The sequence below is a fragment of the Bdellovibrionales bacterium genome (assembly GCA_019750295.1).
Taxonomy (GTDB): domain Bacteria; phylum Bdellovibrionota; class Bdellovibrionia; order Bdellovibrionales; family JAGQZY01; genus JAIEOS01.
In genome coordinates, this window is sequence record JAIEOS010000042.1 from 50,412 (window position 1) to 71,651 (window position 21,240).

At 42.3% G+C, this 21,240-nt stretch carries 25 protein-coding genes; 13 read left to right on the forward strand and 12 right to left on the reverse strand.

Annotation, left to right across the window (positions count from 1 at the left end; translation table 11 throughout):
• Positions 1-162: 162 nt before the first annotated feature.
• Positions 163-1,236 carry a DUF2914 domain-containing protein gene (locus tag K2Q26_08825; GenBank protein ID MBY0315609.1) on the reverse strand — a complete coding sequence of 358 codons (1,074 nt, stop codon included), beginning with the start codon at positions 1,234-1,236 and terminating at the stop codon, positions 163-165.
• A 45-nt stretch (positions 1,237-1,281) separates the two neighbouring features.
• Between K2Q26_08825 and K2Q26_08830 the strand changes: the two genes are divergently transcribed.
• The gene (locus K2Q26_08830) at positions 1,282-1,620 is read left to right on the forward strand and encodes a histidine triad nucleotide-binding protein (protein MBY0315610.1); all 339 of its coding nucleotides are present in this window, start codon (positions 1,282-1,284) and stop codon (positions 1,618-1,620) included.
• A 2-nt stretch (positions 1,621-1,622) separates the two neighbouring features.
• Here K2Q26_08830 and K2Q26_08835 read toward each other — a convergent pair whose 3' ends face one another.
• Positions 1,623-2,447 (reverse strand): hypothetical protein, encoded by an 825-nt coding sequence (locus K2Q26_08835; protein MBY0315611.1) that lies wholly within the window; start codon positions 2,445-2,447, stop codon positions 1,623-1,625.
• Positions 2,448-2,611: 164 nt separating this feature from the next.
• A complete protein-coding gene (locus tag K2Q26_08840; GenBank protein ID MBY0315612.1) occupies positions 2,612-3,544 on the reverse strand; it encodes a hypothetical protein in 933 nt (310 codons plus the stop codon).
• A gap of 141 nt (positions 3,545-3,685) precedes the next feature.
• On the opposite strand from K2Q26_08840, the gene K2Q26_08845 reads away from it, so the two are divergent.
• The 3 genes from K2Q26_08845 to K2Q26_08855 are packed head-to-tail and all read left to right on the forward strand — an operon-like array spanning position 3,686 to position 6,144.
• Entirely contained in the window at positions 3,686-4,801 is a 1,116-nt protein-coding gene (locus tag K2Q26_08845) for an endonuclease/exonuclease/phosphatase family protein (GenBank protein MBY0315613.1), read from the forward strand.
• A gap of 15 nt (positions 4,802-4,816) precedes the next feature.
• Entirely contained in the window at positions 4,817-5,770 is a 954-nt protein-coding gene (locus K2Q26_08850) for a hypothetical protein (protein MBY0315614.1), read from the forward strand.
• Between the two features lie 20 nt (positions 5,771-5,790).
• Complete coding sequence (locus K2Q26_08855; GenBank protein MBY0315615.1) at positions 5,791-6,144, forward strand: hypothetical protein; 354 nt, start codon at positions 5,791-5,793, stop codon at positions 6,142-6,144.
• A 21-nt stretch (positions 6,145-6,165) separates the two neighbouring features.
• Here the strand turns inward: K2Q26_08855 and K2Q26_08860 are convergent, their stop codons facing one another.
• Positions 6,166-7,362, reverse strand: coding sequence for a hypothetical protein (locus K2Q26_08860; protein ID MBY0315616.1), 1,197 nt, complete (start codon positions 7,360-7,362; stop codon positions 6,166-6,168).
• Positions 7,363-8,191: 829 nt separating this feature from the next.
• Positions 8,192-8,800, reverse strand: coding sequence for a hypothetical protein (locus K2Q26_08865; protein MBY0315617.1), 609 nt, complete (start codon positions 8,798-8,800; stop codon positions 8,192-8,194).
• A 263-nt stretch (positions 8,801-9,063) separates the two neighbouring features.
• On the opposite strand from K2Q26_08865, the gene K2Q26_08870 reads away from it, so the two are divergent.
• The 9 genes from K2Q26_08870 to K2Q26_08910 all read left to right on the forward strand — a co-directional run bounded on the left by K2Q26_08870 (position 9,064) and on the right by K2Q26_08910 (position 15,232).
• The gene (locus K2Q26_08870; protein ID MBY0315618.1) at positions 9,064-9,699 is read left to right on the forward strand and encodes a hypothetical protein; all 636 of its coding nucleotides are present in this window, start codon (positions 9,064-9,066) and stop codon (positions 9,697-9,699) included.
• On the forward strand, positions 9,696-11,171 hold the full coding sequence (locus K2Q26_08875) for a S8 family serine peptidase (GenBank protein ID MBY0315619.1): 1,476 nt from the start codon (positions 9,696-9,698) through the stop codon (positions 11,169-11,171). The genes K2Q26_08870 and K2Q26_08875 overlap by 4 nt, the downstream gene beginning before the upstream one ends.
• A 244-nt stretch (positions 11,172-11,415) precedes the next feature.
• Positions 11,416-12,012, forward strand: a complete 597-nt coding sequence (locus tag K2Q26_08880; GenBank protein ID MBY0315620.1) for a hypothetical protein — start codon at positions 11,416-11,418, stop codon at positions 12,010-12,012.
• An 875-nt stretch (positions 12,013-12,887) separates the two neighbouring features.
• Positions 12,888-13,262: a hypothetical protein gene (locus tag K2Q26_08885; GenBank protein MBY0315621.1), complete on the forward strand. Its 375-nt coding sequence runs from the start codon at positions 12,888-12,890 to the stop codon at positions 13,260-13,262.
• 9 nt (positions 13,263-13,271) lie between these two features.
• Entirely contained in the window at positions 13,272-13,532 is a 261-nt protein-coding gene (locus tag K2Q26_08890; protein MBY0315622.1) for a hypothetical protein, read from the forward strand.
• A 2-nt stretch (positions 13,533-13,534) separates the two neighbouring features.
• On the forward strand, positions 13,535-13,837 hold the full coding sequence (locus K2Q26_08895) for a hypothetical protein (GenBank protein MBY0315623.1): 303 nt from the start codon (positions 13,535-13,537) through the stop codon (positions 13,835-13,837).
• A 23-nt stretch (positions 13,838-13,860) separates the two neighbouring features.
• Entirely contained in the window at positions 13,861-14,178 is a 318-nt protein-coding gene (locus tag K2Q26_08900) for a hypothetical protein (protein ID MBY0315624.1), read from the forward strand.
• A gap of 55 nt (positions 14,179-14,233) precedes the next feature.
• Positions 14,234-14,782, forward strand: coding sequence for a hypothetical protein (locus K2Q26_08905; GenBank protein ID MBY0315625.1), 549 nt, complete (start codon positions 14,234-14,236; stop codon positions 14,780-14,782).
• An 81-nt stretch (positions 14,783-14,863) separates the two neighbouring features.
• Complete coding sequence (locus K2Q26_08910) at positions 14,864-15,232, forward strand: carboxypeptidase-like regulatory domain-containing protein (protein MBY0315626.1); 369 nt, start codon at positions 14,864-14,866, stop codon at positions 15,230-15,232.
• 610 nt (positions 15,233-15,842) lie between these two features.
• On the opposite strand, the gene K2Q26_08915 is transcribed toward K2Q26_08910, so the two are convergent.
• The 7 genes from K2Q26_08915 to K2Q26_08945 form a co-directional block, all read right to left on the reverse strand.
• Positions 15,843-16,988 carry a site-specific integrase gene (locus tag K2Q26_08915; GenBank protein ID MBY0315627.1) on the reverse strand — a complete coding sequence of 382 codons (1,146 nt, stop codon included), beginning with the start codon at positions 16,986-16,988 and terminating at the stop codon, positions 15,843-15,845.
• Positions 16,988-17,221, reverse strand: a complete 234-nt coding sequence (locus K2Q26_08920; protein MBY0315628.1) for a helix-turn-helix domain-containing protein — start codon at positions 17,219-17,221, stop codon at positions 16,988-16,990. The genes K2Q26_08915 and K2Q26_08920 overlap by 1 nt, the downstream gene beginning before the upstream one ends.
• Before the next feature lie 167 nt (positions 17,222-17,388).
• Entirely contained in the window at positions 17,389-17,679 is a 291-nt protein-coding gene (locus tag K2Q26_08925; protein MBY0315629.1) for a hypothetical protein, read from the reverse strand.
• Positions 17,680-17,764: 85 nt separating this feature from the next.
• The gene (locus tag K2Q26_08930) at positions 17,765-18,034 is read right to left on the reverse strand and encodes a hypothetical protein (GenBank protein ID MBY0315630.1); all 270 of its coding nucleotides are present in this window, start codon (positions 18,032-18,034) and stop codon (positions 17,765-17,767) included.
• 155 nt (positions 18,035-18,189) lie between these two features.
• Entirely contained in the window at positions 18,190-18,933 is a 744-nt protein-coding gene (locus tag K2Q26_08935; protein ID MBY0315631.1) for a hypothetical protein, read from the reverse strand.
• Positions 18,934-18,936: 3 nt separating this feature from the next.
• Positions 18,937-20,367 carry a hypothetical protein gene (locus tag K2Q26_08940; GenBank protein MBY0315632.1) on the reverse strand — a complete coding sequence of 477 codons (1,431 nt, stop codon included), beginning with the start codon at positions 20,365-20,367 and terminating at the stop codon, positions 18,937-18,939.
• A complete protein-coding gene (locus K2Q26_08945) occupies positions 20,367-21,233 on the reverse strand; it encodes a TrbI/VirB10 family protein (protein ID MBY0315633.1) in 867 nt (288 codons plus the stop codon). The genes K2Q26_08940 and K2Q26_08945 overlap by 1 nt, the downstream gene beginning before the upstream one ends.
• Positions 21,234-21,240: the final 7 nt, after the last annotated feature.

The window sequence follows — 21,240 nt, forward strand, 5'->3', positions numbered from 1 at the left end:
CAAACCTCCTATGCTCTTTCTGAGCAAAGGAGGGACCGCTTTTAAAACCATGGAAAGGGACTCTCGCCAGAGTCCCAAAGAGAAAATTACAAAGCCGCTAACAAATTTCGGCCCCAACAAAAACCCCGGCTTATAGCACCCATAAAAGGTACGCCGATCCTTTTAGTAGGACTCGGAGTGGAAGGGGCGGTCGGGAGTGGTGGTGGGTGACTTTTGGACGGTGAGGTAAATGCGGCCCAACTCGCGGCCGTCGGACGTGGTCACACGCACTTGCATTTCTCCGTCGGTAAAGTTTTGTTTTGTGGTGTATCCGCGAAATCCCAAGTCTCGCCCACCCATGACTTGCATAGGAACGGTGTCGGTTTTGCTCCAGCCCTTGGCTGTTTTAAACCACCACTCCATGTTGATGCTTTCTTTAAAGAATGAAGGAGCGAATACACTGGTGAAGCAATAAATCTTATCATTGGGCTCGGCGATAAAGGTTTGCGCCCCACGCTCCCAAATTTTGTACCATGGGCGATCGTACGACAAAACAAAGTTCCCGTTTTCTTTTTGAATGCGGTGATAGATTCCCATTTTTTCCACGGAGAGAGGCACTGGGGGTAAAAATGCGGTGAGATACAGAACTAAAAACAAAACGTGAACAAATGCACCGGGGAGAAAGATATCGCGCACCAACTCTTTTTGGGTGATATTTTCAAATTTCGAGATCAGATAGATAAAACTCAAATAGAAAATTCCTGAGATGACCAGCGAAAACAAAAATGTAAAGAATCCGATGTGCTGCCACATCACCGGGATCAGATAAACAAAATAGGAGCAACTGCACAGAGCAAACAGTCCAAAGCGAATAATATCGCCGATATCTTTAACCATTTGAAATTCATTGAGCACTAAAAGAAGGGCAAAGCCCCCGATAAAAATAAATGAGCTCCAGAGCGAAGCGCTCTTAAAGTAAAAAATCATGTAAACACTAAGTAGGGCTCCTAAAAAAAAGTGAATCACCTCATGACGATAGGGCCAGAGTTTGCTGAGAAAGCGATGTTGGAACAGATGAGAAACGCGAACCGACTTGTCGGCGATGAGAAATCCCCCGATCACCGCCAAATAGACAAACTGTTGTAACAGTTGAAACGAATCATCAATGCGCGAAACGGTGAGCAGATCGAAGGCAAAGCCTCCCAAAAAGAAACTTGCTGGAAAATAAGGCTTATAGGTTGCGATGAGTTGTTTCATGTTTTCGTTGCCTTCTAAAATCAATGCTAAATACAATTAAAGGCTATGACAATATTTAAAAAAATCATCGACAAAGAAATTCCAGCCACCACCGTTTACGAAGACGACAAGTGCATGGCTTTTCGCGATGTCCAGCCCCAAGCGCCCACCCATATCCTTATTATTCCTAAGAAGGAAATCGTCTCCATGGCGAATTTAACCTCGGAAGATAAGGAACTGATGGGGCATATGTTAGTCACGGCCAGTCAGATTGCTAAAAAAGAGGGGATTGCGGAGAACGGCTACCGTCTCGTGATCAACACGAACCGCGACGGTGGCCAGTCTGTCTATCATTTGCATATGCATATTTTGGGCGGCCGACAGCTCAGTTGGCCCCCGGGATAGATCTACGTGTAGTCCGGCGGGTTATTGGGATCCATCGGAAGATCTAAAAGACTGATATCAAAGAATAAAATTTTTCCTTTGTGACGGTAAGCAAAGCATCCATTTTTGCTGGAACTGATGTTGTAGCCCGCACTCCAAGAGTGGTGTCCGTGGAGTTCTCCGACGGAGTTTGCAACGTGGTGAGGGTCCGTGTAGATCGCCATCACGTCGGGGATCGTGTTGTCGCCCACCGGGTTGCGGTGCCAGAAGCGAAACTCACTATGTTCGTCATAGAATTTGCCGGTGTGTTTATCCTTCATCGCGAGCTGCTCGGCCGTATGATAAAGCGCACGCATCTTTGGGTCGTTCAGCATCTCTTCGTAGTGAAGGTAAAATTCAGGAGTTTCGGGAATCACCGGATACGCGGCCTGCCAGTGGGTTTCCTCAAAGTAAAGGTGGCTGTGTCCCATGTCGGGGAAAAAGATGAATTCGGCATATTTATTTTGCAGAGAAACTTCAATGTGGCGAGTGACTGATTTTATAAAGAGTTCGTTGATCTTAACTCGGTTCACCGTATTGAAGCCGCGATGAGTGAGGTAAAACTGATCATCCTCTTTACTATAGAAAGCGCGGGCATCCAGTCGTTTGCCGCTGTTGTAGATCTCATCAAAGCGCTGAGCCATCTCTGGGAGCGTGTAGTTCCAGCGAAAATCGGAGTTATAAACAATCGGCTCATCGGCCGCAGGAGCAGCACAACGGGTTTTCGAAAGTTCGAGATCAAAGCCAGATGGCTCTGCAAAGGCTGAAAAAGACATCAAGCCGATGATGACGAAAATTAGTGATTTCATTGTTCCCCCCGAATTCACCCCTGAATTTCTACTAAAAGCCCCATACTCTTAATAGAAGCCCGAACGTAATGGACGAGACATCAAAAGAAAATCAATTTCGAAATCGATAATAGGATCTACAGGGCGGGCCCGTTGACACCCGGTAAAAAATTTAAGAGCTCTTCTTAAAAATTAAGAAACGCGAGCAGCACGAACTCGGTCTGATCACCGCGGAACTGACCGAGATCGGATGTTTTGCCGGTGTCTTCGGAGCGATAACCGCGAAGGTTCACTTTATTCGAGACATTCAAGATAAAGTTAAAGTTTCGATTGAGGGTAAAACGGAGTGCGGGACCGGCTTTGATCAAATGTTCATGCAAACGGTTGTTTCGTTGGCGGGACGTATCGTTCACACTCGAAGCATTGTACCAGTTGTCTTCTGCACCGAAGAACAATCCCAAACCAAAGCCAGGGGCCATCTTATACCAAAGCGTCGCCCAATGATCTAAATCGTAACGTTTGGTGTTGCTCATGATGAGATTGTCAGGAGTGCTGTTCTCGTTTTCGTAGGCGGCCTGCGTTTGAATATGCCATGTGAACTTGGGCCAGTACTCGAGATCAAAGTGTCGGTTGATCGTTTTAGAGATAATAAACTCGTTGCGGATCGCTCCGATCTTTCTTTGCGCTTGGCTTCCCTTGCTCGTGGGAAAGTAGGAGCGAATTTCCCAAAAGACTTCGATATCTCCGGGGAGAAGCGCCAGATTATATTGAGTGTATCCGACAATAAAATCTCCGAGGAGCATTTCTTGCTCTTTAAGAGTCGTTTGATTTCCAAAATCATCGTAGGAGGCGGAGTTGTAAATAAAAGGCGCGCGCAAACTGATTTTGCTCGAACTATTGATACGATAGTTGGCGGACACAAAATTATACATGTTGTAGCCGGTGCCACCACTCTGGAGTCCTTCGCCCTTAAGGCCCGTGAGACTAAACGCGCTCATGCCCCAATTCGAATCTCCGGAAGAGAGTGTCTCGAGAACCGAAAGAGAAGCGGATGCCTCGAAAGCCAACGATGTAATAAGGATAGCGACGAGCGCCCAATGTGCTGAAAATTTTCTCATACTTCCCCCAGAAGCTGGCGCATGGTTCCAAATTCCGCGGCTAATTTCAAGCGTTTTATGAACCTTAACCGAAAATTAAAAATGCCCGTGTTGATCTTTTGATGACGTTGTGTAACGTTGCCGGTGTCCCATGGGGGGTCTGTGTCACAAAATTTTGTCGGTCTTCTTAAGTCTACCTTAGTCTGTTCGGTATTGGTTTATCTCAGTGTGAGCTGCACAGGCCCACGCAAGCCCGTTTTTACTCCCGGCTACGAAGCTCCTCAAAACTCCATCACCGTAATGACCTATAACGTGGAGAATCTCTTCGATACTCAGCATGACGAAGGTAAAAACGACGAAACCTATTTGCCCCTGGTTGTGAAAGGCGAGAAGGTCAAAGCTCGATGTCGTTTAAGTAACAACGCCGAGTTTCGCGCCACCGAGTGTATGACCAAAGATTGGAACGACAAAGTCGTCGCAAAAAAAATGCGTCGTCTTTCCGATGTTCTTAGGCAAGTTAAAGGTGGAAAAGGTCCTGATATTTTACTTGTGCAAGAAGTGGAAAATCGCCGCGTCCTCGAACAGTTTCGGACCGAGCACTTGTCAGATCTGGGCTATCAACCGGCAATCCTTGTCGAAGGACCCGATGAGCGGGGAATTGATGTGGGCCTCTTAACTAAACTCCCAGTGGTCGATCCGGTGAATTATCATGATTTAAAATTTACTCCGACGGCGGAGCTCCCCGCGGAAAAAATCAGTGCCACGCGCGGGATTTTAGAAGTGACTGTGAGACTTCCAGATGAAACGTTAATGACTGTTTTAGTTGTGCATTTGCCGTCCCAGGGCTCTCCAACGGAGTCCCGTCGTCAGTCGCTGGCTAAGATTAATAAAATTAAAGAAAGTTTACCAAAAGATCGTCTCGTTGTGGTTGGTGGCGATTTTAATATTTCGTCCAGCGAGGAAAACTCGCAGAAGTTATTAACTACACAGATGATGGATAAGTGGGGAGTGTCTCATTTTATCGGCTGCAACAATTGCCCGGGAACTTATTTTTATCCTCGGGAGCAGCAATGGTCATTTTTTGATGTCTTTTTACTTTCACCCAACTTGCTCGAAGAGGGCGCGGGTCCGTGGAAAGTGATCACTCAGAGTATTCGTATCGAGAACAATAGTGTGTACCAAAGCAATAAATTTGGTTCACCGGCGCGATTTGATGAGCGCAAGAAAGATGGCGTGTCAGATCACTGGCCCATCGCATTTGAGATTATAAAACGTTAATCCGGGGGGAATAACATGAAGGGGATTTTACTATTTATAGCGCTCGCTACGATGGCGACGGCGTGTGGGCCACGCGATGTGCCGGTTCGAAGAGATGGAAGTAATGGCACCGTCGGCGCGCAAAGCCTTGTTGTTCTCGAGGACGATGGTGAACGTCCTTCCACCTGCCCCGCGAAGTTCACAGACTCCGTGGATCTTGCAAGCCCCGAGGAGCATGATGAGGGCGTACTGAACGGTTCGATCTATGCCGCACTTTCTGCTGGCGATAGAAACTGTTTCCGTATTGGTAGCATTGTGAATATTCGAAATAAATCCAAAGAAAATCCAGATGCGCCCGTTCGCGCTCGGGTGAAAGTGACTAAAGTTGAAATCGTACCTGTCGATAAATTAACAAAGTCGCACGCGAAAGCTTTGGGTATGACTTTAGGAGAAATCAAAGATTACGCCGAAACTCAAAACGAAGCGGCGAAAAAAACATTTAATCCCAAGGGAATGGTGAATATTACGTTTTTCGATTTTGTGGGCAATGACTCCACTCCGGTAGAACCCCCGGCAAAATTTGTCGCCTCGGTTTACGAAAAAGAAGGGGATCGTCCGCAAACCTGCCCCAAAACATTTCAAGATCAAATGAGCATCTCCGCTCCAGAGGATCAAGACGAATACATTAAAGTCGGGCTCATCACGGCGACATTTTTGGCTGGGGATCGCAACTGTTTCCGCGTTGGAACTATCGTCAATCTCCAGAATAAGACGAAAGAATCTCCGGAGGCTCCGATTCGCGCTCGATTGCGCGTTGTACGCATCGAAGTTCTCCCGATCGAGATGATTGGTAAAGAGCAGGCTTCGGCCTTTTCGACTTCGGTCGATAGTCTCATGGCCACGGTGAATCTGGAGATGGAGAAAGCCAAGGCGGTTTTTAATCCCAAAGGTATGGGAAGCTTTACGTATTTTGAGTACGTAGGTGATTAACAAAAAATTCAGAGGACTTTATGATTCGATTTTCAGTTGTTTGTTCTTTAATGGTTTGGTGTGGAGTTTCCTACGGCACCTCATTTAATTGCGGAGATGAGGGTGCTCTGTTTGTTGAGGTTGTGGATCAATCGGTTTCATCAGCGATTCTAGGAACTGGAGAGACGATGAGCTCTCCACTGCCGTTAGAAGAGACATTGAAGGGCGCTGTATATGAGTTTCTCGTAGATACCTCTTATGATAGCAAAGTGTGGTACGTCATTACCGTGAAAGACTCTCACATTGTTGATGGTGAGATCTGGATGGGCGGAAATGACAGTGATGATTATTTCGGAAAGAAGATCAATACTCCGCTTCCTTGTGAAAAACTTTAGAATCAATGGATCGCGGCGATATTAACGAGAGATTGTAGTGCCCGAAGACGAGTGCAACTGCTGCACGGGAACATTCGGGCAGCGCGGTTGCGCTAATCGTCCCGGCATATAGTTATCCTCGATCCGCGCCGTCCATCCGCCACGGCTCCCGTCGGCGCGTTGAATGAGACTGAGTCCTTCCTGCTGACAAGCGGATCCATTCTCTCCACGATGAGCCGCTAATCGATGTAGTGCAAATTTCGAAGCCAAAGTGAATTGAACATTGGCGCAACGTCCATCGTGGAACTCCGAGTGATTTCGCTGGCAAAACGTGTGGGCCGGAGTTTGATTTCGCATATTTTCTAAAACGGTTTTTAGCCCCCAGGCGTGATTACCGATCGCCGTCACTTCCCCCGGATTAATGCCTTCGCCTTTAAAATTGATGTAATCAATCAAAGAGAAAATTCCCTCTTCCGTAGTGATGAGTCGCTGCAATTGGGTGTAGATGTGTTGAGTTTGATGGCTGCTCTCTGCCGCGGCGAGAATATTATAGACCGAGCGCTGCATGCGATAAGCCGCGTATCGGGCCTGGAGCGCCAGGACGGAAGGGTGTCTGAGGAAATCGTGGAGTTCTCGAAATTGAACGGCTTGATGATACGCCCGCGGGTTGAGTGAGCGAAGACTTGAGAGATCGTCCGAGCGACGGAGAGCTTCGGCATTTTTTGAGGCCAAATCAAATTCCTGTTTGTTCTGCCACGGGGATGGACCGATCTTATCGACATCCAGCCATTGGGGGATACGGGCAGGGAACTGAGGATGTTTTTGGATTTCTGCACGTAGAAATTGAATCAGAGGGGGGAAGCTTTCGGTGAGCTGAGACTTAGCCCCTGCGGGATACCAAATGGCGTGGAGTAAACCGAGCGAAGGAAAAGGCTCCGTGTTTTTCCAAAACGTAAAACTGTTTTCGCGACAGCCCGTCTCGTTCTGTAAAATTCCACGAGCCAGTCGATCTAAAAAATCGGGATGATTTAAAAGAGACAAATTCAGAGGATAGCGGCGACGAAGTTCGGGTTGACGAGATTCATAGTTGCGAAGGAGTTGCGTCGCTTGGTGCTGTTCTTCACGATTCAGCTGTTTCCACGGGGAGCAGACGACGGGCCGAGGGGGAGCCGCAGGCTGAGGCGCGGCACACACTCCCAAAGCTGATAACAAAATGACCGCCCAACATAACGATTTCATGAGTTTCCCCTCGGTCTCTGAGTAGCAAACGCTGTACCCAGGAACGACCAATTAAAGCCCTTTTAGAGTGGAATTATGTCTAAAAACAAGACAATTGTTGAAGGCTATGAGGGAAAGTGTGGTGATTTCCTCGCCTTTTAAGCAATTTTAGCACCTTAGATTCAAATCACCTCCAGCACCAACTCCCGGTGTTACAAGTTAAAAAAATATATTTCAAAAAGCTTTACGATACGTCCTATGGACTCTTTCTCTGGTAAAAGTTTTAAACCCGTAGTGCCCATTGGACCTCGATGCCTGGTAGCTTAATGTACCGCTACATGGTTTTTAGCTCCTTCCAGCCACAGATTTTCCTCACTACCGCTGGAGCGACTGTGTCCCTGATTAACAGGGTCGCAAAGCAGGCTCTTAGCGTATAAGATTTTATTGAGGGACCTCCAGGGTCCAGGCAGACATCTCGTATAATGGCTGCCTGTTTTTTTTGCGTCTAATGCTCCCAATGTATAGAGGCAAACTTTTCATTTCGTCGTTTAAACTTTAGTTCCTTAAACAAGCTTAAAATTTGCTCTAACTGAATCGGAGTCGATCTCCAGTAACGCCCCCTGGTAGGGCCGAAAACAGGTTCTTCCAATTACGATGAACATACCGACGCTTATTTTCCAAGTCGATCTGATCCCACTTAAGCGTGTAAAGTTCACTGGAACGCAGTCCAGTAAGATGGGCTAAGGCCCAAAAGGGATACCACGCAAGGGTGACTAGTGTAATCCAGGAACTGGATAATAATCCCTAGTATTTTAGACTAATTGTTTATCTCAGCAGATAATAATATAATTTAACGGCTGCGGCGATAGCTGTCTCTGCTATCAGTTCCACTGCCAAAATTAAATGGAAAGCTAAAAGTGAGAAATACAAAATTATTTTTGAATTCCGGAGTCAGCGATGTAAAATCACTGACGTCATTGTCCTTGTATTTAGTGTATTTCATCAAATGATATTCAAGATTGATCGCAAACCAAGAAACGAAAGAATATCCCACGCCCAACTTAAAACCGTTACCGCCAAGTCCTGTTTTATCAACATCGTCAAAAGCGAGAGCTGAAGCGAAGAGAAAATGTGCATATCCTCTTAAACCCATTTCAGATTGATATCCCATATAAAGGCCAAATGCTGCTAAGCCTGCCTTAGTATCAGTCGTACTAAGGAATCGGTCGTAAGTGCTTCCGGCCAATTGAAGTTCACCGCCTACTTGAAAGCCTGAGGGCGCTTGATAACCCATTTTAAAACCAAGCTCGGTCATCGAAACATCATCTTTTGAGCTACCGCTTTCCCATTCTCCCTTTATAGCTGCACCAATATATGGCTCAAAGTGAAAACCAGCTTGAGACTGAACTGCCACAAAGAACATGGGAAAGAAGAAAGAGAACTTATAGAAAAAAGACACGGGTCACCTCAATAAAAATTGTTTTCTTAATCAAAGCACATGATGATTGCAGCTATCAAGTTAGTGTTGTGACGTATTACAGACTTAGGTCGGGAAGATTTTTATTTATTAAGTTCTCTTAATAGATTTCGAGACTTTTGCTTTGAAATGGTACGGTCGTCCGAAAGAAAATAAATGTAGTTTACGTTAAAATAAGCATACCTTTTGTCTACGCTGTTCGAAAATATCTTATTTAAGTATTAAATTTTTGGCATAATAAAACTATGAATTTCAAACACTTTTTATTCGTTGCGACTTTAATTGCATCGACGTCTTCGCTAGCTCAATATCAGCGCTCTTACGCAAAACCCAGCCTGGATGATAATTACTCTTTTAGTGGTGGGAGTTCGTTTTTCGTCAGTGGTTCGTTATTTTATATGGGCGATAGTGTAAATTTGTCGTCTTCTAGAGACCGTTTTGATTTGTTGGGACGGCTCATTTTAGGATACAAGTACAATGACTGGAATTTTGGACTTGAGCTAGATTCGGATAACGAAAAAAACACTTTTAAAGATGCTTCTGGGGATACTGAGTATAGCTGGTCGAGAACTGCTGTTGGAGCTATGGCAGGATATAATTATAAAAGTTTTTTCCTAAATCTTACGCTATTTGCTATGCCGACCTTAAAAACCAAAGCCCCATCTATTTCTGATACGACTTATAGTGGGGATTTGGGGTATCAGTTAGTCTTGGGATATAATTATGATGTTACAACCTACATGACGTTAGGTATTCAGTTAGCTTATAGAGCATTTGAATATAAAAAAATGAAAACGGGTGGTGCGGAAACAAATTTATCAGAGAAATATAATACGTCCGCATTCGACCCGTTTATTAATGCCACTTTTTATTTTAGATGAAGAACTATATTTTTCTTTCTTTTTTACTAATCTTTGGAGCTTCAGCGTGTAGCGTTCCCAATCTATTTGGAAATCGTGATAACGAAGGTTCAATAGAAAATTTGAGTTGTTCGAATAATGATTTCGGCCCAACTCCGTACTCACAATCTTCAAGCAAGAAATTGCATTTGCATAGCATCAAAAGCTCATCAGCTTCAAGCATAAAAAGGGACACGAAGCTATTTTCTCTCATCGATTTAAACTGCGTGAGTAAAAAAGGTTTAACGTCGCAGTTTAAATCTCTGGGTAGAGTCGAAATTGAAAGATCTAAGATTTCATCGGCATCAAAAATGAAAATACCTTTTTCTATCGAAAGTTTAAATCTTGCATCTGATGTAAGCGTTCATAGTTTAGAGAATATAGCGCAAAAGGACTCATGCATTAAATATATCGAAGAAGATATTCAATTAGATTTATATGCGACACCCAACGATCCTCAGTTTTCACAGTCTCGACATTTGACGGCACTAAGTATGCCGGAGGCGTGGGACTTTTTCTACCATCCCACTCAAGGAATAAATCAGACGGTTGTGGTAGCGGTGATCGATAGTGGAGGTGATGTGGACCATCCAGATTTAGATGCGAACAAATGGGTAAATACCGATGAAGTTGCGGGTAATCTCACCGATGATGATGGCAATGGATATGTAGATGATGTCAATGGCTATAATTTCGTATCTAATATTGGAGATCCCAACCCTCAAGCAGGTAACAAACACGGAACTTTTGTAACGGGAATTATAGCTTCGAGGCACAATAACTCCGTAGGTACAGCTGGAATGATGGGGCAGTACATTCAGATCATGCATTTGAATGCTTCAGGAGCAACTGCATCTGTCAGTAATTCGGCGGCAAACCAAGCTATAATCTACGCAGTAAACAATGATGCGGATGTGATCAATATGAGTTTTGGAGCCCCGCAGGATTCTCCGGTCATGCGAACAAACGTAGAAAACGCAGTGGCCGCAGGAGTGTTTTTAGTCGCCGCAGTTGGAAATGCGGGAGAACTTCTAACTTCGTCAAATCTAGCAGTACCGGCGTCTTACGCGGCGGCTATAGATGGATTTATTTCTGTGGGCGCGATTTTGTCTGATGATGATTCTTATGCTTTTTTCTCCAACTACAGCAGCTATTACGTTGAGATAATGGCACCAGGCGGAGAAAATCTTTCTAGTGGAATTTATACCACTACCCCCGGCAGTGATCCCATTAATAGTTATGAAAGGACTTTTGGAACATCAATGGCTGCTCCGGTGGTAAGTGGTGCAGCTGCTTTAGCTATTGCTTACTTAAAGTCCAGAGGGACAAGCTACACACCGGCTCAGATAGAAGATCTTCTTAAGAATTCGTCAGTAACTTCGACAAATTTATCAGGTAAAGTCCAAAACTGTAGAGCGCTTGACGTAATTGAGTTATCGCAATCTCTTCAGTAGATGGCAAGTACCTTGTCAATAATTTTCTCATTTCATTGCAGCGAAAATAAATATCAATAAAAATTATTTATTAGATAAGGTTTTTTGTACATTCGTACTTCTTGGAAAAACAACCAGATCCTAAATAGTTCAATTAGTCTAGTAACCAAATGTTAAAAAAAATTAATCTCATTATTGGGCATTCAAGCCTTTAAAGAATTCTAGTTTAACTCCGATCTTACTAGCTCAACTATTGGAGGACAGGGTGAGGCATTTCTTTTTTATTTTCTTCGTGATTTTTTTCAACGTAACTTGGTCTCAATCAAATGCGGCTCTAGAAATTGTTTATCCGATTACAGGCATCACAACCTACTCCCAAGATCTCTCACAAGAAATTGTCATACAGTCGAGTTCTCCATTAACAAGCATTACAGTTAATGGTTCGCCCGCGACACTTCGTTTTGATAACGGGTATTCGGTCAGTTTGTTTTTTACTGAATCTGGTATAAAAAATCTGGCTGTGGTAGCTATAGACGAAAATGGTATTTCAAGTGAACTCAATTCGACTTTTGATTTCCAGTACGATGCCCAAGCACCAATCATTTCTGCGGGTCAACCATCAGCAGTTTCAAACTCACAATCTGTTATTCTATCTGCGTCTGTAACAGACTCTTCACCAGTAAGACTTAGCGTTTATAGAAATTCGACTATAGTTTACAGTGAAGATTCAGGTTCGTTAAATCAGAGTTTTCAGCTCCAAGAGGGAAACAATATCTTCAAGATAGTGGCGTTGGATAGGGCTGGGAATCAGTCACGTTCGACTGGGGATCTCTGGGATTGTCGGCAGGAGTTGGAGCTTTGACGGGCGGAGTTATAAGCTATTTGGGAGGACCGGTTGATCAGTTATGGTATAAAGATGCTATCCTATATAATTCTGTAGCGAATAACGCAAAAGATGGATATCTATGGCTCGGCAACTACTTCTCAATTGTTTTTTCACATATACCCAACTCAGCAACCCCAAATGGAATACCAAGCGATTATTGTCAAAATCGTCCGATGGAGTGTAGGCAAAATGGAAACTAATATGTTAGAAAACCGCGAAAAATCGATGTCCATTGCGGTCCCAGCGTTAGCTATGTTTGGTTTGACGTTTTTGTTAAAAGGTGACTGTGATTCTGATTACAGAAGTGCCATAGCTTATAATCTTTTTATTTGTGCCTTTTGTATTCTAAGCATCATTTTTTACGCGAAAAAAAACCCAGTTTGGCGAAAAATTCTATATCTATCTATAACCATCTTGATCTTAGAGTGTCTTTTTCTTTGGAGAAACCCTTTTCTCCATGCCATTTTATTGTGCACAACTTCTTTATTTTTTTCATTATACTATTTTGCAGTTCGAAATGCTGTTTTAGTCAGAGCAATTTTTGGATTTGGTGTATTTGGGGTCGGGATAATTTTTATTCGTGGACATTGTGTTGATCCAATTTACTTGAACGTAACGTCGATCGTTCTTTTTTATGTAACGATAGTTTCGTTTTTAATTGAAAGAAGTGTGACTCTCAAGCGTATACCTAAAAAAACGATTTGCCTGTCCGTGATAGGTCTTTTTAGCATTTTGTATTTGATCATTTTCCTCTACTTCCCATGCAATTACTTGCTATTGCTTATTGCAATTATCGCTGGAAGCTTGAAACTTCTTCCTGAAGAATGATTTTTTTCTAAAAAAGGATGTCTGTGGCGTTACTGGTTTTGGAATTACAAAGAGAGGCGCTTAGTAAAAATGTTGGTCTTACGGACCTGCTTAGGAAAGCATATTTTGTTGCAAGAAAACTTAAGGTTAAAGAACTGGAGGATTGGGTAAACCATGAGCTAAATGGGTATCCCTCAGGGGTTGATCTTCCTCCGTATAGAATAATTCGAGGTATTCCTAAAGCTTGGAATCCGTATCATGGTTGGCAAAGCATAATGTTTGAAAGCTCTAAGACGCAAGAAGCTCTCTCAGTCCGTCCGTGCGCTCAAGCAGCATCTGAAATAGAACACATTCTTAGAAATGCAAGTTCCATTGGCACCTTAACTATGGACTATCCAGCGGAGACCTGTATGGAGTAAATAGAGGCAATGGGTATAGAGTTAAAACCATCACTACATATCTCGTTAGCAGCATTAAGTAAAATTTTAGATTCTGTTAAAAATTTAATTCTAAGTTGGGCTCTTAAGCTTGAGGAAGACGGTATTGTCGGCGGCGATGTGTCTTTTTCTGCTGATGAGATACAAAAGGCTTCTCGAGCGAACTATAATATAACAAATATTTATGGCAATATTGTTGAATCTCAAGTTCAACAGGGTACATCTCAATCAACTCAAAGACTGAGGAGGTGAATGTGGTTGACATAAATAGAAAGCAATTACTTAGATTAAAGTATTTAAATCAGTTATTTGATGAAGTCGGTGGAGATGCAGGTGTAAATATTGACAGCTTAGTAGTTGGTCGGGCAGTTGGCCTTGATAAATTTGAGCACGTAAACGCAATTATCCATTATCTCGTTCATGAAGGTTTGATTAATATTACAACAATGGGGACTCATGAAGGTGGTCCAACTATTGAGTTAACTCACCAAGGTATAGCAGAAATCGAGCGTGCAAGAACAGATCCCCATACTAGAACAGATCTTTTTCCCCCATAGTTAATATTATTAATGTTCAAAATATGCGTGGCTCTCAAATTCAGCAAGGAGTAACTGCAAGCACACAAATTCAAGTTAATCCGGATAGAAACGTCGAAAGTGTATTGGCAAGCCTGATTCAGAGAATTGAAAATGCAACTAAAGCTACAGAAGATCAGAAAGAACTAGCGCGAGCTTATGCAGCGATCATTATTTCGCAATCCAAGATTCCTTCTGAGTCTAGGTCAAATGATTTGGTGAGAAAAACATGGGAAAAATTATCCAACCTAAGTACAGCCCTTTCTTTGACGGATTTCTCTATTAAAGCTGCTTCGGCAATTTACTTATTTTTTGGATTCTAACGCTGTCTTCGCAACTATAGCTAATTACTGTCAGAAAGTAGAGGGTTAGACACTTATGAAGTATTTCACTATGCTAGTAGCAGTAGCTCTGTCGACTTTTCGGTGTGCGATTTTAAGCAAAGAAAATCTAGTTTATTTCGATACGACCAGCCAGAGAAGATTGTGTGGTAATCAAGTGTGGCAAAATAAAATACCTATAAAAAGTTCTAATGAGGATATAGTGGTTACTGCCATCGCGGAGAACGTCGTTGATATAGTGGGTCCAATAATTCCGATCTTCCCTCTGTTTAAAGGTAGTATTTCTGTTTTAGTTCGAGGAAAAATCGGGGAGGAACAGCTCAATAAATGGTTTTTGGCAGATGGAGAACAAAAGGTGTATCCAAAATTTATAAATCAGATTGAGGACAATGGTGAAATACTTTTTGATGTGACCTTTGATGGGTCAAAATTAAATAGTGAAAAGAATGTGAAGCTTAACTTAACGACGAATGAGATTCCTAGTAAGCTTGACTTGAAAATTAAGGAAAGGTGGAACTTTTGGTATTTAGTTTCAAACTACGATGAGCGGAAATCAGATGTGTGTCTTGGAGAGGCTTACAAGTGATGATGGACTATGAATTTTAGTTCCCTCCACTGATCGAATTAGATCATATAATTTCGTGTTGTAATCCACAGGGAGGTCCATGTGATAAATCTAGCTAAATTAAAGATTTTGGTGTTGGTATTTCTTTTCCTTAGCTTACTAGGTTGTCCCAGCAGCGATGACTGTCCTAGCTTCGCGGTCACTTATGTTGGAAATGTTAGGGACCAAAGCAATAACCCTATTCAGGGTGTGTCGGCTTCGTTATCCGTTAGAGGTCTCAACCCTGAAGAGGTAGCATGGACAGATGCCAACGGAGACTTTAGCTTCACACAGTATTTACAAGCGCCTGTTGGAAGTGTTTATTTTGTTTTTTCGAAATCTGGATATTCTAATCTTACTACCGAGACTAAGGAAGTTGCTCCATCCTGTGTTGATACAACGGCAAGATTCGATGGAGAGCTATCTCCGTGATATCGAAATAGTTAAAGTAGGCTCCACTTTATGGCGCTTAATCAGATTAATCCGAATTGGTAGCAAATGGCGGAAGGTTTCACCAGTTTGTGCGAGCGCAGTTGTTACGAAATGGAATATTCTTTCCTCCGTTAGATCTGATTTGAAGCTATGGGGTCGTAAAATTGGGTAACGGCGTAAACCCTTTTTTCATTCTATTTATAAGTAGCTTCTTTATTTCATAGTTAATAAATGGCAGGCTCTGTGCTGTGCCAAAAATCAATGCACTTAACAAAATAAATTTTCCAGTTTTTGTCATGTTTTTCTCCTTTTTTAAGCGTATGAAAACAACCAACACACACCGTCTGACAAAGCTTACCGTTTTAAAACTTCCTCTCAGATTCCTCTCCATATCCTCTTGAAGGGGTTATTTGAGGTTATATCAGGTTACTTTCAAAAGAGATTGAGAGCGCTAACTTATTGATTCTCTTTGTTTTTGATTTTCACTACTTACGCTTGATTTTGCAAAATACCGGCGTGGGGTTTGGTGATGACGTCGCGCTTTAAGTAATTTCAGCACCTTAGACCCACCTTACCACCGAAAACCATTCCGGTGGTATAACTCATTTTTCTAACGCTCAAAGAGCTTCACAATGCGGCCCATGGCCTCTTTCTCGGGGAGAAGTTTCAACCCCTCAGTGGCCCCTTGGACCTCAATCCCTGAAAGCCGAATGTACCTCTGCATGGTCTTTAAATCCTTCCAGCCGCAAATCTTCATCACGACCGCCGGAGCGACCTTATCCCTAATTAATTGGGTGGCAAAGCACGCTCTCAGCGTGTGAAACCTTACCGAGGGGATTCCAGAACCCAGGCAGAAATCTCTTAAGATGACGGCCTGTTTTCCTTGAGTCCAACTCTCCCAATGATGAAATACAAACTTCTCCTGACCTCGCTTAAGTTTTAACTCCTTAAACAAGTTTAAAATCTGATCCGATTCGATCGGTACAGATCTCCAGTATCGACCCTTGGTCGGGCCAAATCCAGATTTACTTGTCCAATTGCGGTGAACATAAAGAAGTCGATTCTCAAAATCGATTTGATCCCACTCAAGCGCATAAAGCTCTCCAGAACGCATTCCCGTAAACAGTGCCACGGCCCAAATTGGGTACCAGGGGTGGTCAACGGTTTGCGCATACGAAAGAAGAGTTCTAATCTGCTCGAGATTTAAAATCTCGGGCATCTTGTCCTCTTCTTTAGTCAAAGATTGAAAGCCATCCGTCGGGGAGTAATTCACGCCTTTAATTCGGCCTGAGAGGATCCCCCATTTGTAGATGGCATCAATTGCTGTTCGTAATCGCTTACGCCGTCCGATGGAAGTTTCTCTTTCCGTGCGATCTAAAACCAACCATGCGCGTGCGCGGTCAATCTCAGTCACTGTAAGTTTCATCCAATCGCTTGTGCGATCTCGAATGATGCTGATGTAGTCCTCCACCGTGCCAATCGTGATTTCTCTTATAAAGATGTCGTTCGATTTTGCGGCGAGTTCCCATTCGTCAACCAAAGTTGACCACAGTGAGCCTTTAGACTCGGCCTCCAAGAGTGCACGCTCTACTTGCACAATGAGTTTCGCATGAACTTTGTGAGCTTCTCTTTCGGTTAATATTCCGTCAATACGACGATCGACACGAACACCCTTAACTTGGGAACTCGTTTTGCTGCATCGTACGCGGAATAAAGTTTGATTCGTTTTTTCGTCAAAATAGGACGTTACTGACATTAGATTCTCCTTTGTTTGGAAGAATCAATAATTAGTAACAAGTCACTTTTCTTAAATAATAGACGTCCGAAGGGTTTGTAGGAGGGGAGTCTGCCTTGATTCACAAGATTTCTAACTCTTGCGGCGCAAGGATTTCCCTTCTTAGTTAACATTCGTAAAAAAGCCGCAGCCTCTTCAGTTGATAAAAAATCAGAGTCTAACCTGACTTCTATCTCGAGCTGATTTTCCTTCACGAATTTTTCGCCTTCGGAAAAACTGTGTCGATTCGATTCTCAAAGATCCCGATTCCGCACTCGAGGCGCGGACTCTTGTTTCTACAAGTAATATTCTTCATAAAATCTCCGTTATCAATGTGAAAAATCTATTTATTTTTTCGTTTCTCAAAAGAGGTATTATCCGATTATTCGTCGCTATCATTTGCTACGGTTCTTGGAATAGATTCTTGGCTTAAATCTTCTAAAAATGGCTCCTTTACCGAACAGGTTTTTGTGAGCGTTTTAAGCTCTTTCTGAAGCTCCTCTTCCGTCAGATCGCGTCGAAGGAGATTGCGCATATATTTCTTTCGGTCGAAGAGTAATTTTTGGATATATGGCTTATGTTTTTCGTAATATTTTTCTAAGAAAATTCCTATAACCGCATTTACAAATTTACTTGGATTTACCGTGCAGTTGGAAGACCGAATGGCCTTCATCTTCTCTTTAATTTCGATTGAATTTTTCTCGGTGAGAATGATTCGAGTTCCCGTGATCTTATTACTTATAAATACCTCCTTTTAATTACTTTTGCTTTTGCCATTTTGGAGAACCTTGAATGGTCCAGATGCAGTGCGCTTCAATAAGTTCATTGCCATTTGTTTTCCACGGCTCGCATCGTTTGCTCACATTGGGATTAGATAACGTATACTCGGTAAGAGCTAAGTCCACACTCCTTTGATCCCGTTCTATCGCAAAAAGTCTGTCTTTTTTTCTGTCGTGGCTTAACTTATCCATAAAGCCCGCACAGCCTCCAATACTTATAACTATCATTACTAATATTCCTAACTGCATTCCTATTTTTCCTCCTATTTCGTCAAAATCCTCATATCTCGGGTATGTGATCTTTTTTGATCTTTTGATTTCGATCATTTCGATGGTTTATGAAGCTTTGCCCGTAGTTGTTTGCTACAAGAAAACTACATTAAAAATACACTTTAAAAATGAACCTATCTGATGATTATTTTCTTATTTTTCAGGTTTAAAAATATCAGTTCTTCTTGAGATAAAAGTAGATCCTGTAGCAAAATGTAGAACATCTGAGGCGATACGGGGTGTGTTTCTAAATACGAAGCCTCAGCTGATTGAACTGCCTTTAAAGTCTCTTGAGATGTGCAAACAACAAGAGTTGCTGCTATTTTCGAAGAATAAATTCTATCCACTTTAGCACTATAAATTTTTGAATTTTGCCTCACGTTTTCAAGTTCCAAAGCGAAATTAATATGAACTCCGTTGATCTCTGCTTGAATAAATCCGTCACAGTTTAATTCGCGCAGTGCTAAAAGATCAGAATTATCAATTAACAGATCTGAAAACTGATATTCATTCTCTCCATAAAATTGTTTTACTGATTTTTTGGATTCTAATACACGCCTTACATCAACCAGAGCAAGGTCATGAGCGTGCTTTTCGCTTCGCTCAGGCGTTTTCTCAGAACACGGTTGAAAGAGGTCTTTCACTAAAGAATACCCTAATTCTGTATGCGAGAAGCACGATAGAGTGCTTCTCCCATTTTGAAAAATTGTCTTTTTAACTAGCCCCATTTTGACAAGAATCTGCAATCTTCGGTTTAGGGGATAATAGCTTTTTACGCCGTTAAAGAATTTCTTTTGCAGCTGATCTCGATTAACGATCTTATTGCGCGTGGCAAAGAGGATCATTTCTTTATCTCTTCCTGTGATTCGCTTTGCCATGACTCAGTCTTGAATTGCCTGAGCCAATGCGAACTGTTGGCTCGTGGGAGTGTCATCATTTACTCCTAATAGCTTTACTCTCACTGTTCGCTCTCCCGAATTGTATTTTTCTTTAATCAGTAAAAGTTCATCTTCTAAATAGTTGTCTGTAATAAATGGGGTTTGAACTTCGATCTCTTGGGTTCCATTTTGCCAGATCCCACGCCCTTTAATGTTTGATAGATCTTGCGCGCGCTTATTCCCTAAAGCCACGGTTGAGCCTTGGGTGGACATCATTTTAAAAACCATTCGCCCCTGAAGGTTTTCTAAAACCTTAGTATCGATGGCGTCTTTAACCGCTTTTTGAGTGGCAAGGATTAAATGAATGCTCGCAGCTCGGGAGAGTTTAGATAAAGACTCAAGCAGACTTCGCGCGTCCTCAATAAGCGCTTTTTTATCGCTTCCTGAGCGCTCTTTTCCAAAAAGAACGCTCGCCTCATCAATCGCAACGACAATCGTATCAAAAGGGCTATTTTTAGGATCAATATTTTTTAGCCTAGATTTTTCTAAATACTTAAATCGATTTTTCATCTCCTCGTTAATGGCTTTAAGATAAGTGACGGCCTCAAGCTCGTTTTTAGCAATCTTTACGCTTGGAATTTCTGAAAACTCCACGACCTCGATTCCCATTTTTAAATCCAAAAGGTAGAGCTGAATATGAGGGGTGGTCTTAAGAAGCGTTAATAAGCACTGCCTAAAAAAGTTACTCTTTCCTCCTCCTGAAGTCCCTGAAATCAAAAGGTGGGGGAGGTCAGATAAGTTTTGCGTGATAAGACCATCTAACGATTCTCCAACGATAAAACTTAAAGGTCTAAGAGAGGTGCTTTGTATTTTCTTGTAGCTTACAAGTTTTGGAATTTCCTTTTCACTTAAGGTGACTTCGATAAACGAACGGTTGTTACCGAGCTCAATGCTTGAAACTAGCTTTCCGAAGGCTGTCGCCATATTTTCACGTTTCTGCTCAAAATCATTTATGCATACTCCATTGGCTTTAAAATTAAGGATTTCTCTAAAGCCTTTAAGAGGCGAGACTGAAATAAGCCTTGGGGTATTTCCAAGGCCATTTGTGATATGGCAAAGCTCAAACTTATTTTCGTACTTTTTAAGTTTTACTAGGTCGGGGATAGCGACCAGGAAATAAACAAGGGCCGTGATGGTTAAAACGGCCATAATAGCGATAACTAGTGAATCCGACCAATTCAGGTTTTTTAAATCTAAATTCTTTCCCAAAAAAAGTTTTACATAAATGGCGGTAAGAAAGAAGAAAAGCCCCATGACAGCATTTGATCCAAGGGTTGAGTACTTGCTAAAGCCGTAGATTGCTCCCTTAAAAAAAGATTTTAAAAGACTCCCTAGAAGAGAAACGAAGTCCGATGACGTTTTTTCACGTTTCATTAGTTAACAACGATTTTCTCTAAGATCTGCACGGAAAACTCACTTCCACTTTTAAGCTCGGCGTATTCTGGCTGGTTGTTCAGATTTTCAGCATGCCTTAGGGCCTCTTGCTCACTGGTTTTTGCAATGCCATTAAAAATTGCGTTTTTTAAAGTAGGCTTATTAGCAACTTGACCTTGAAAGCCTCCTAGAGATTCTTTTTGGGTTAAGGTTTCGCTAATACCCGAGACCATATTTAAACCCATGCTCCCTACAGCCCGTAGACCATTTCGCCCGTGGTAATTTCCCTCAATGCCGTTCTTATTAGTTTTTGAATCCACTGCCTGAGCTGAGAATTCTGCTTCATCCCCATCAGGAAGAAATGCTCGATCAAATCGAATGAGAACTCGTTTACTCGCTCCAAGGCTCGCCTTACCAAAAAGCAAAGTCTTTGCTGGAATTTCAGAAATGGAATTTCCTACAACCATGACTTTACAGATCTGCTCTGGTTCTCTCGTATCGATATCGTTTAAGAGTTTTACCCTAATTGTTGAGCCAAATGAGTTAGACTCAATGGGTGATGTCTCAGCATTCAAATCAATAATTTGATGGGCCTTAAGTTTTAGTACCTCTTTCGGCTTTACCTTTCCTCTATTCGTAGGGGTAGTATTATTTGAGTTTTTAAACTCATAGCCTGTATCGTTCGTTCTCATTTCTTGGGAGGGAATTTCCATAGGTTTTGGAACTTCGCTTGTTTTTATGAGAACCGACGAGTCAGTGAAAAATATTTCTTTAAATAAATATCCCATGAACGACAATGAAATAACGACTAGTGCTAAGAGAACCAGATTTTTTTTATGAATAGTGAGTTTTTCTCCACTTTTCATAAAGAGG

Coding starts and splice junctions, on each gene's coding strand:
- K2Q26_08850 (MBY0315614.1), top strand. CDS start 4,817: ATGAAGGGGATTTTACTATTTATAGCGCTCGCTACGATGGCGACGGCG.
- K2Q26_08905 (MBY0315625.1), top strand. CDS start 14,234: ATGAAGTATTTCACTATGCTAGTAGCAGTAGCTCTGTCGACTTTTCGG.
- K2Q26_08835 (MBY0315611.1), bottom strand. CDS start 2,447: ATGAAATCACTAATTTTCGTCATCATCGGCTTGATGTCTTTTTCAGCC.
- K2Q26_08945 (MBY0315633.1), bottom strand. CDS start 21,233: ATGAAAAGTGGAGAAAAACTCACTATTCATAAAAAAAATCTGGTTCTC.
- K2Q26_08830 (MBY0315610.1), top strand. CDS start 1,282: ATGACAATATTTAAAAAAATCATCGACAAAGAAATTCCAGCCACCACC.
- K2Q26_08890 (MBY0315622.1), top strand. CDS start 13,272: ATGGGTATAGAGTTAAAACCATCACTACATATCTCGTTAGCAGCATTA.
- K2Q26_08925 (MBY0315629.1), bottom strand. CDS start 17,679: ATGAAGGCCATTCGGTCTTCCAACTGCACGGTAAATCCAAGTAAATTT.
- K2Q26_08935 (MBY0315631.1), bottom strand. CDS start 18,933: ATGGCAAAGCGAATCACAGGAAGAGATAAAGAAATGATCCTCTTTGCC.
- K2Q26_08900 (MBY0315624.1), top strand. CDS start 13,861: ATGCGTGGCTCTCAAATTCAGCAAGGAGTAACTGCAAGCACACAAATT.
- K2Q26_08840 (MBY0315612.1), bottom strand. CDS start 3,544: ATGAGAAAATTTTCAGCACATTGGGCGCTCGTCGCTATCCTTATTACA.
- K2Q26_08930 (MBY0315630.1), bottom strand. CDS start 18,034: ATGCAGTTAGGAATATTAGTAATGATAGTTATAAGTATTGGAGGCTGT.
- K2Q26_08875 (MBY0315619.1), top strand. CDS start 9,696: ATGAAGAACTATATTTTTCTTTCTTTTTTACTAATCTTTGGAGCTTCA.
- K2Q26_08825 (MBY0315609.1), bottom strand. CDS start 1,236: ATGAAACAACTCATCGCAACCTATAAGCCTTATTTTCCAGCAAGTTTC.
- K2Q26_08855 (MBY0315615.1), top strand. CDS start 5,791: ATGATTCGATTTTCAGTTGTTTGTTCTTTAATGGTTTGGTGTGGAGTT.
- K2Q26_08940 (MBY0315632.1), bottom strand. CDS start 20,367: ATGAAACGTGAAAAAACGTCATCGGACTTCGTTTCTCTTCTAGGGAGT.
- K2Q26_08860 (MBY0315616.1), bottom strand. CDS start 7,362: ATGAAATCGTTATGTTGGGCGGTCATTTTGTTATCAGCTTTGGGAGTG.
- K2Q26_08870 (MBY0315618.1), top strand. CDS start 9,064: ATGAATTTCAAACACTTTTTATTCGTTGCGACTTTAATTGCATCGACG.
- K2Q26_08915 (MBY0315627.1), bottom strand. CDS start 16,988: ATGTCAGTAACGTCCTATTTTGACGAAAAAACGAATCAAACTTTATTC.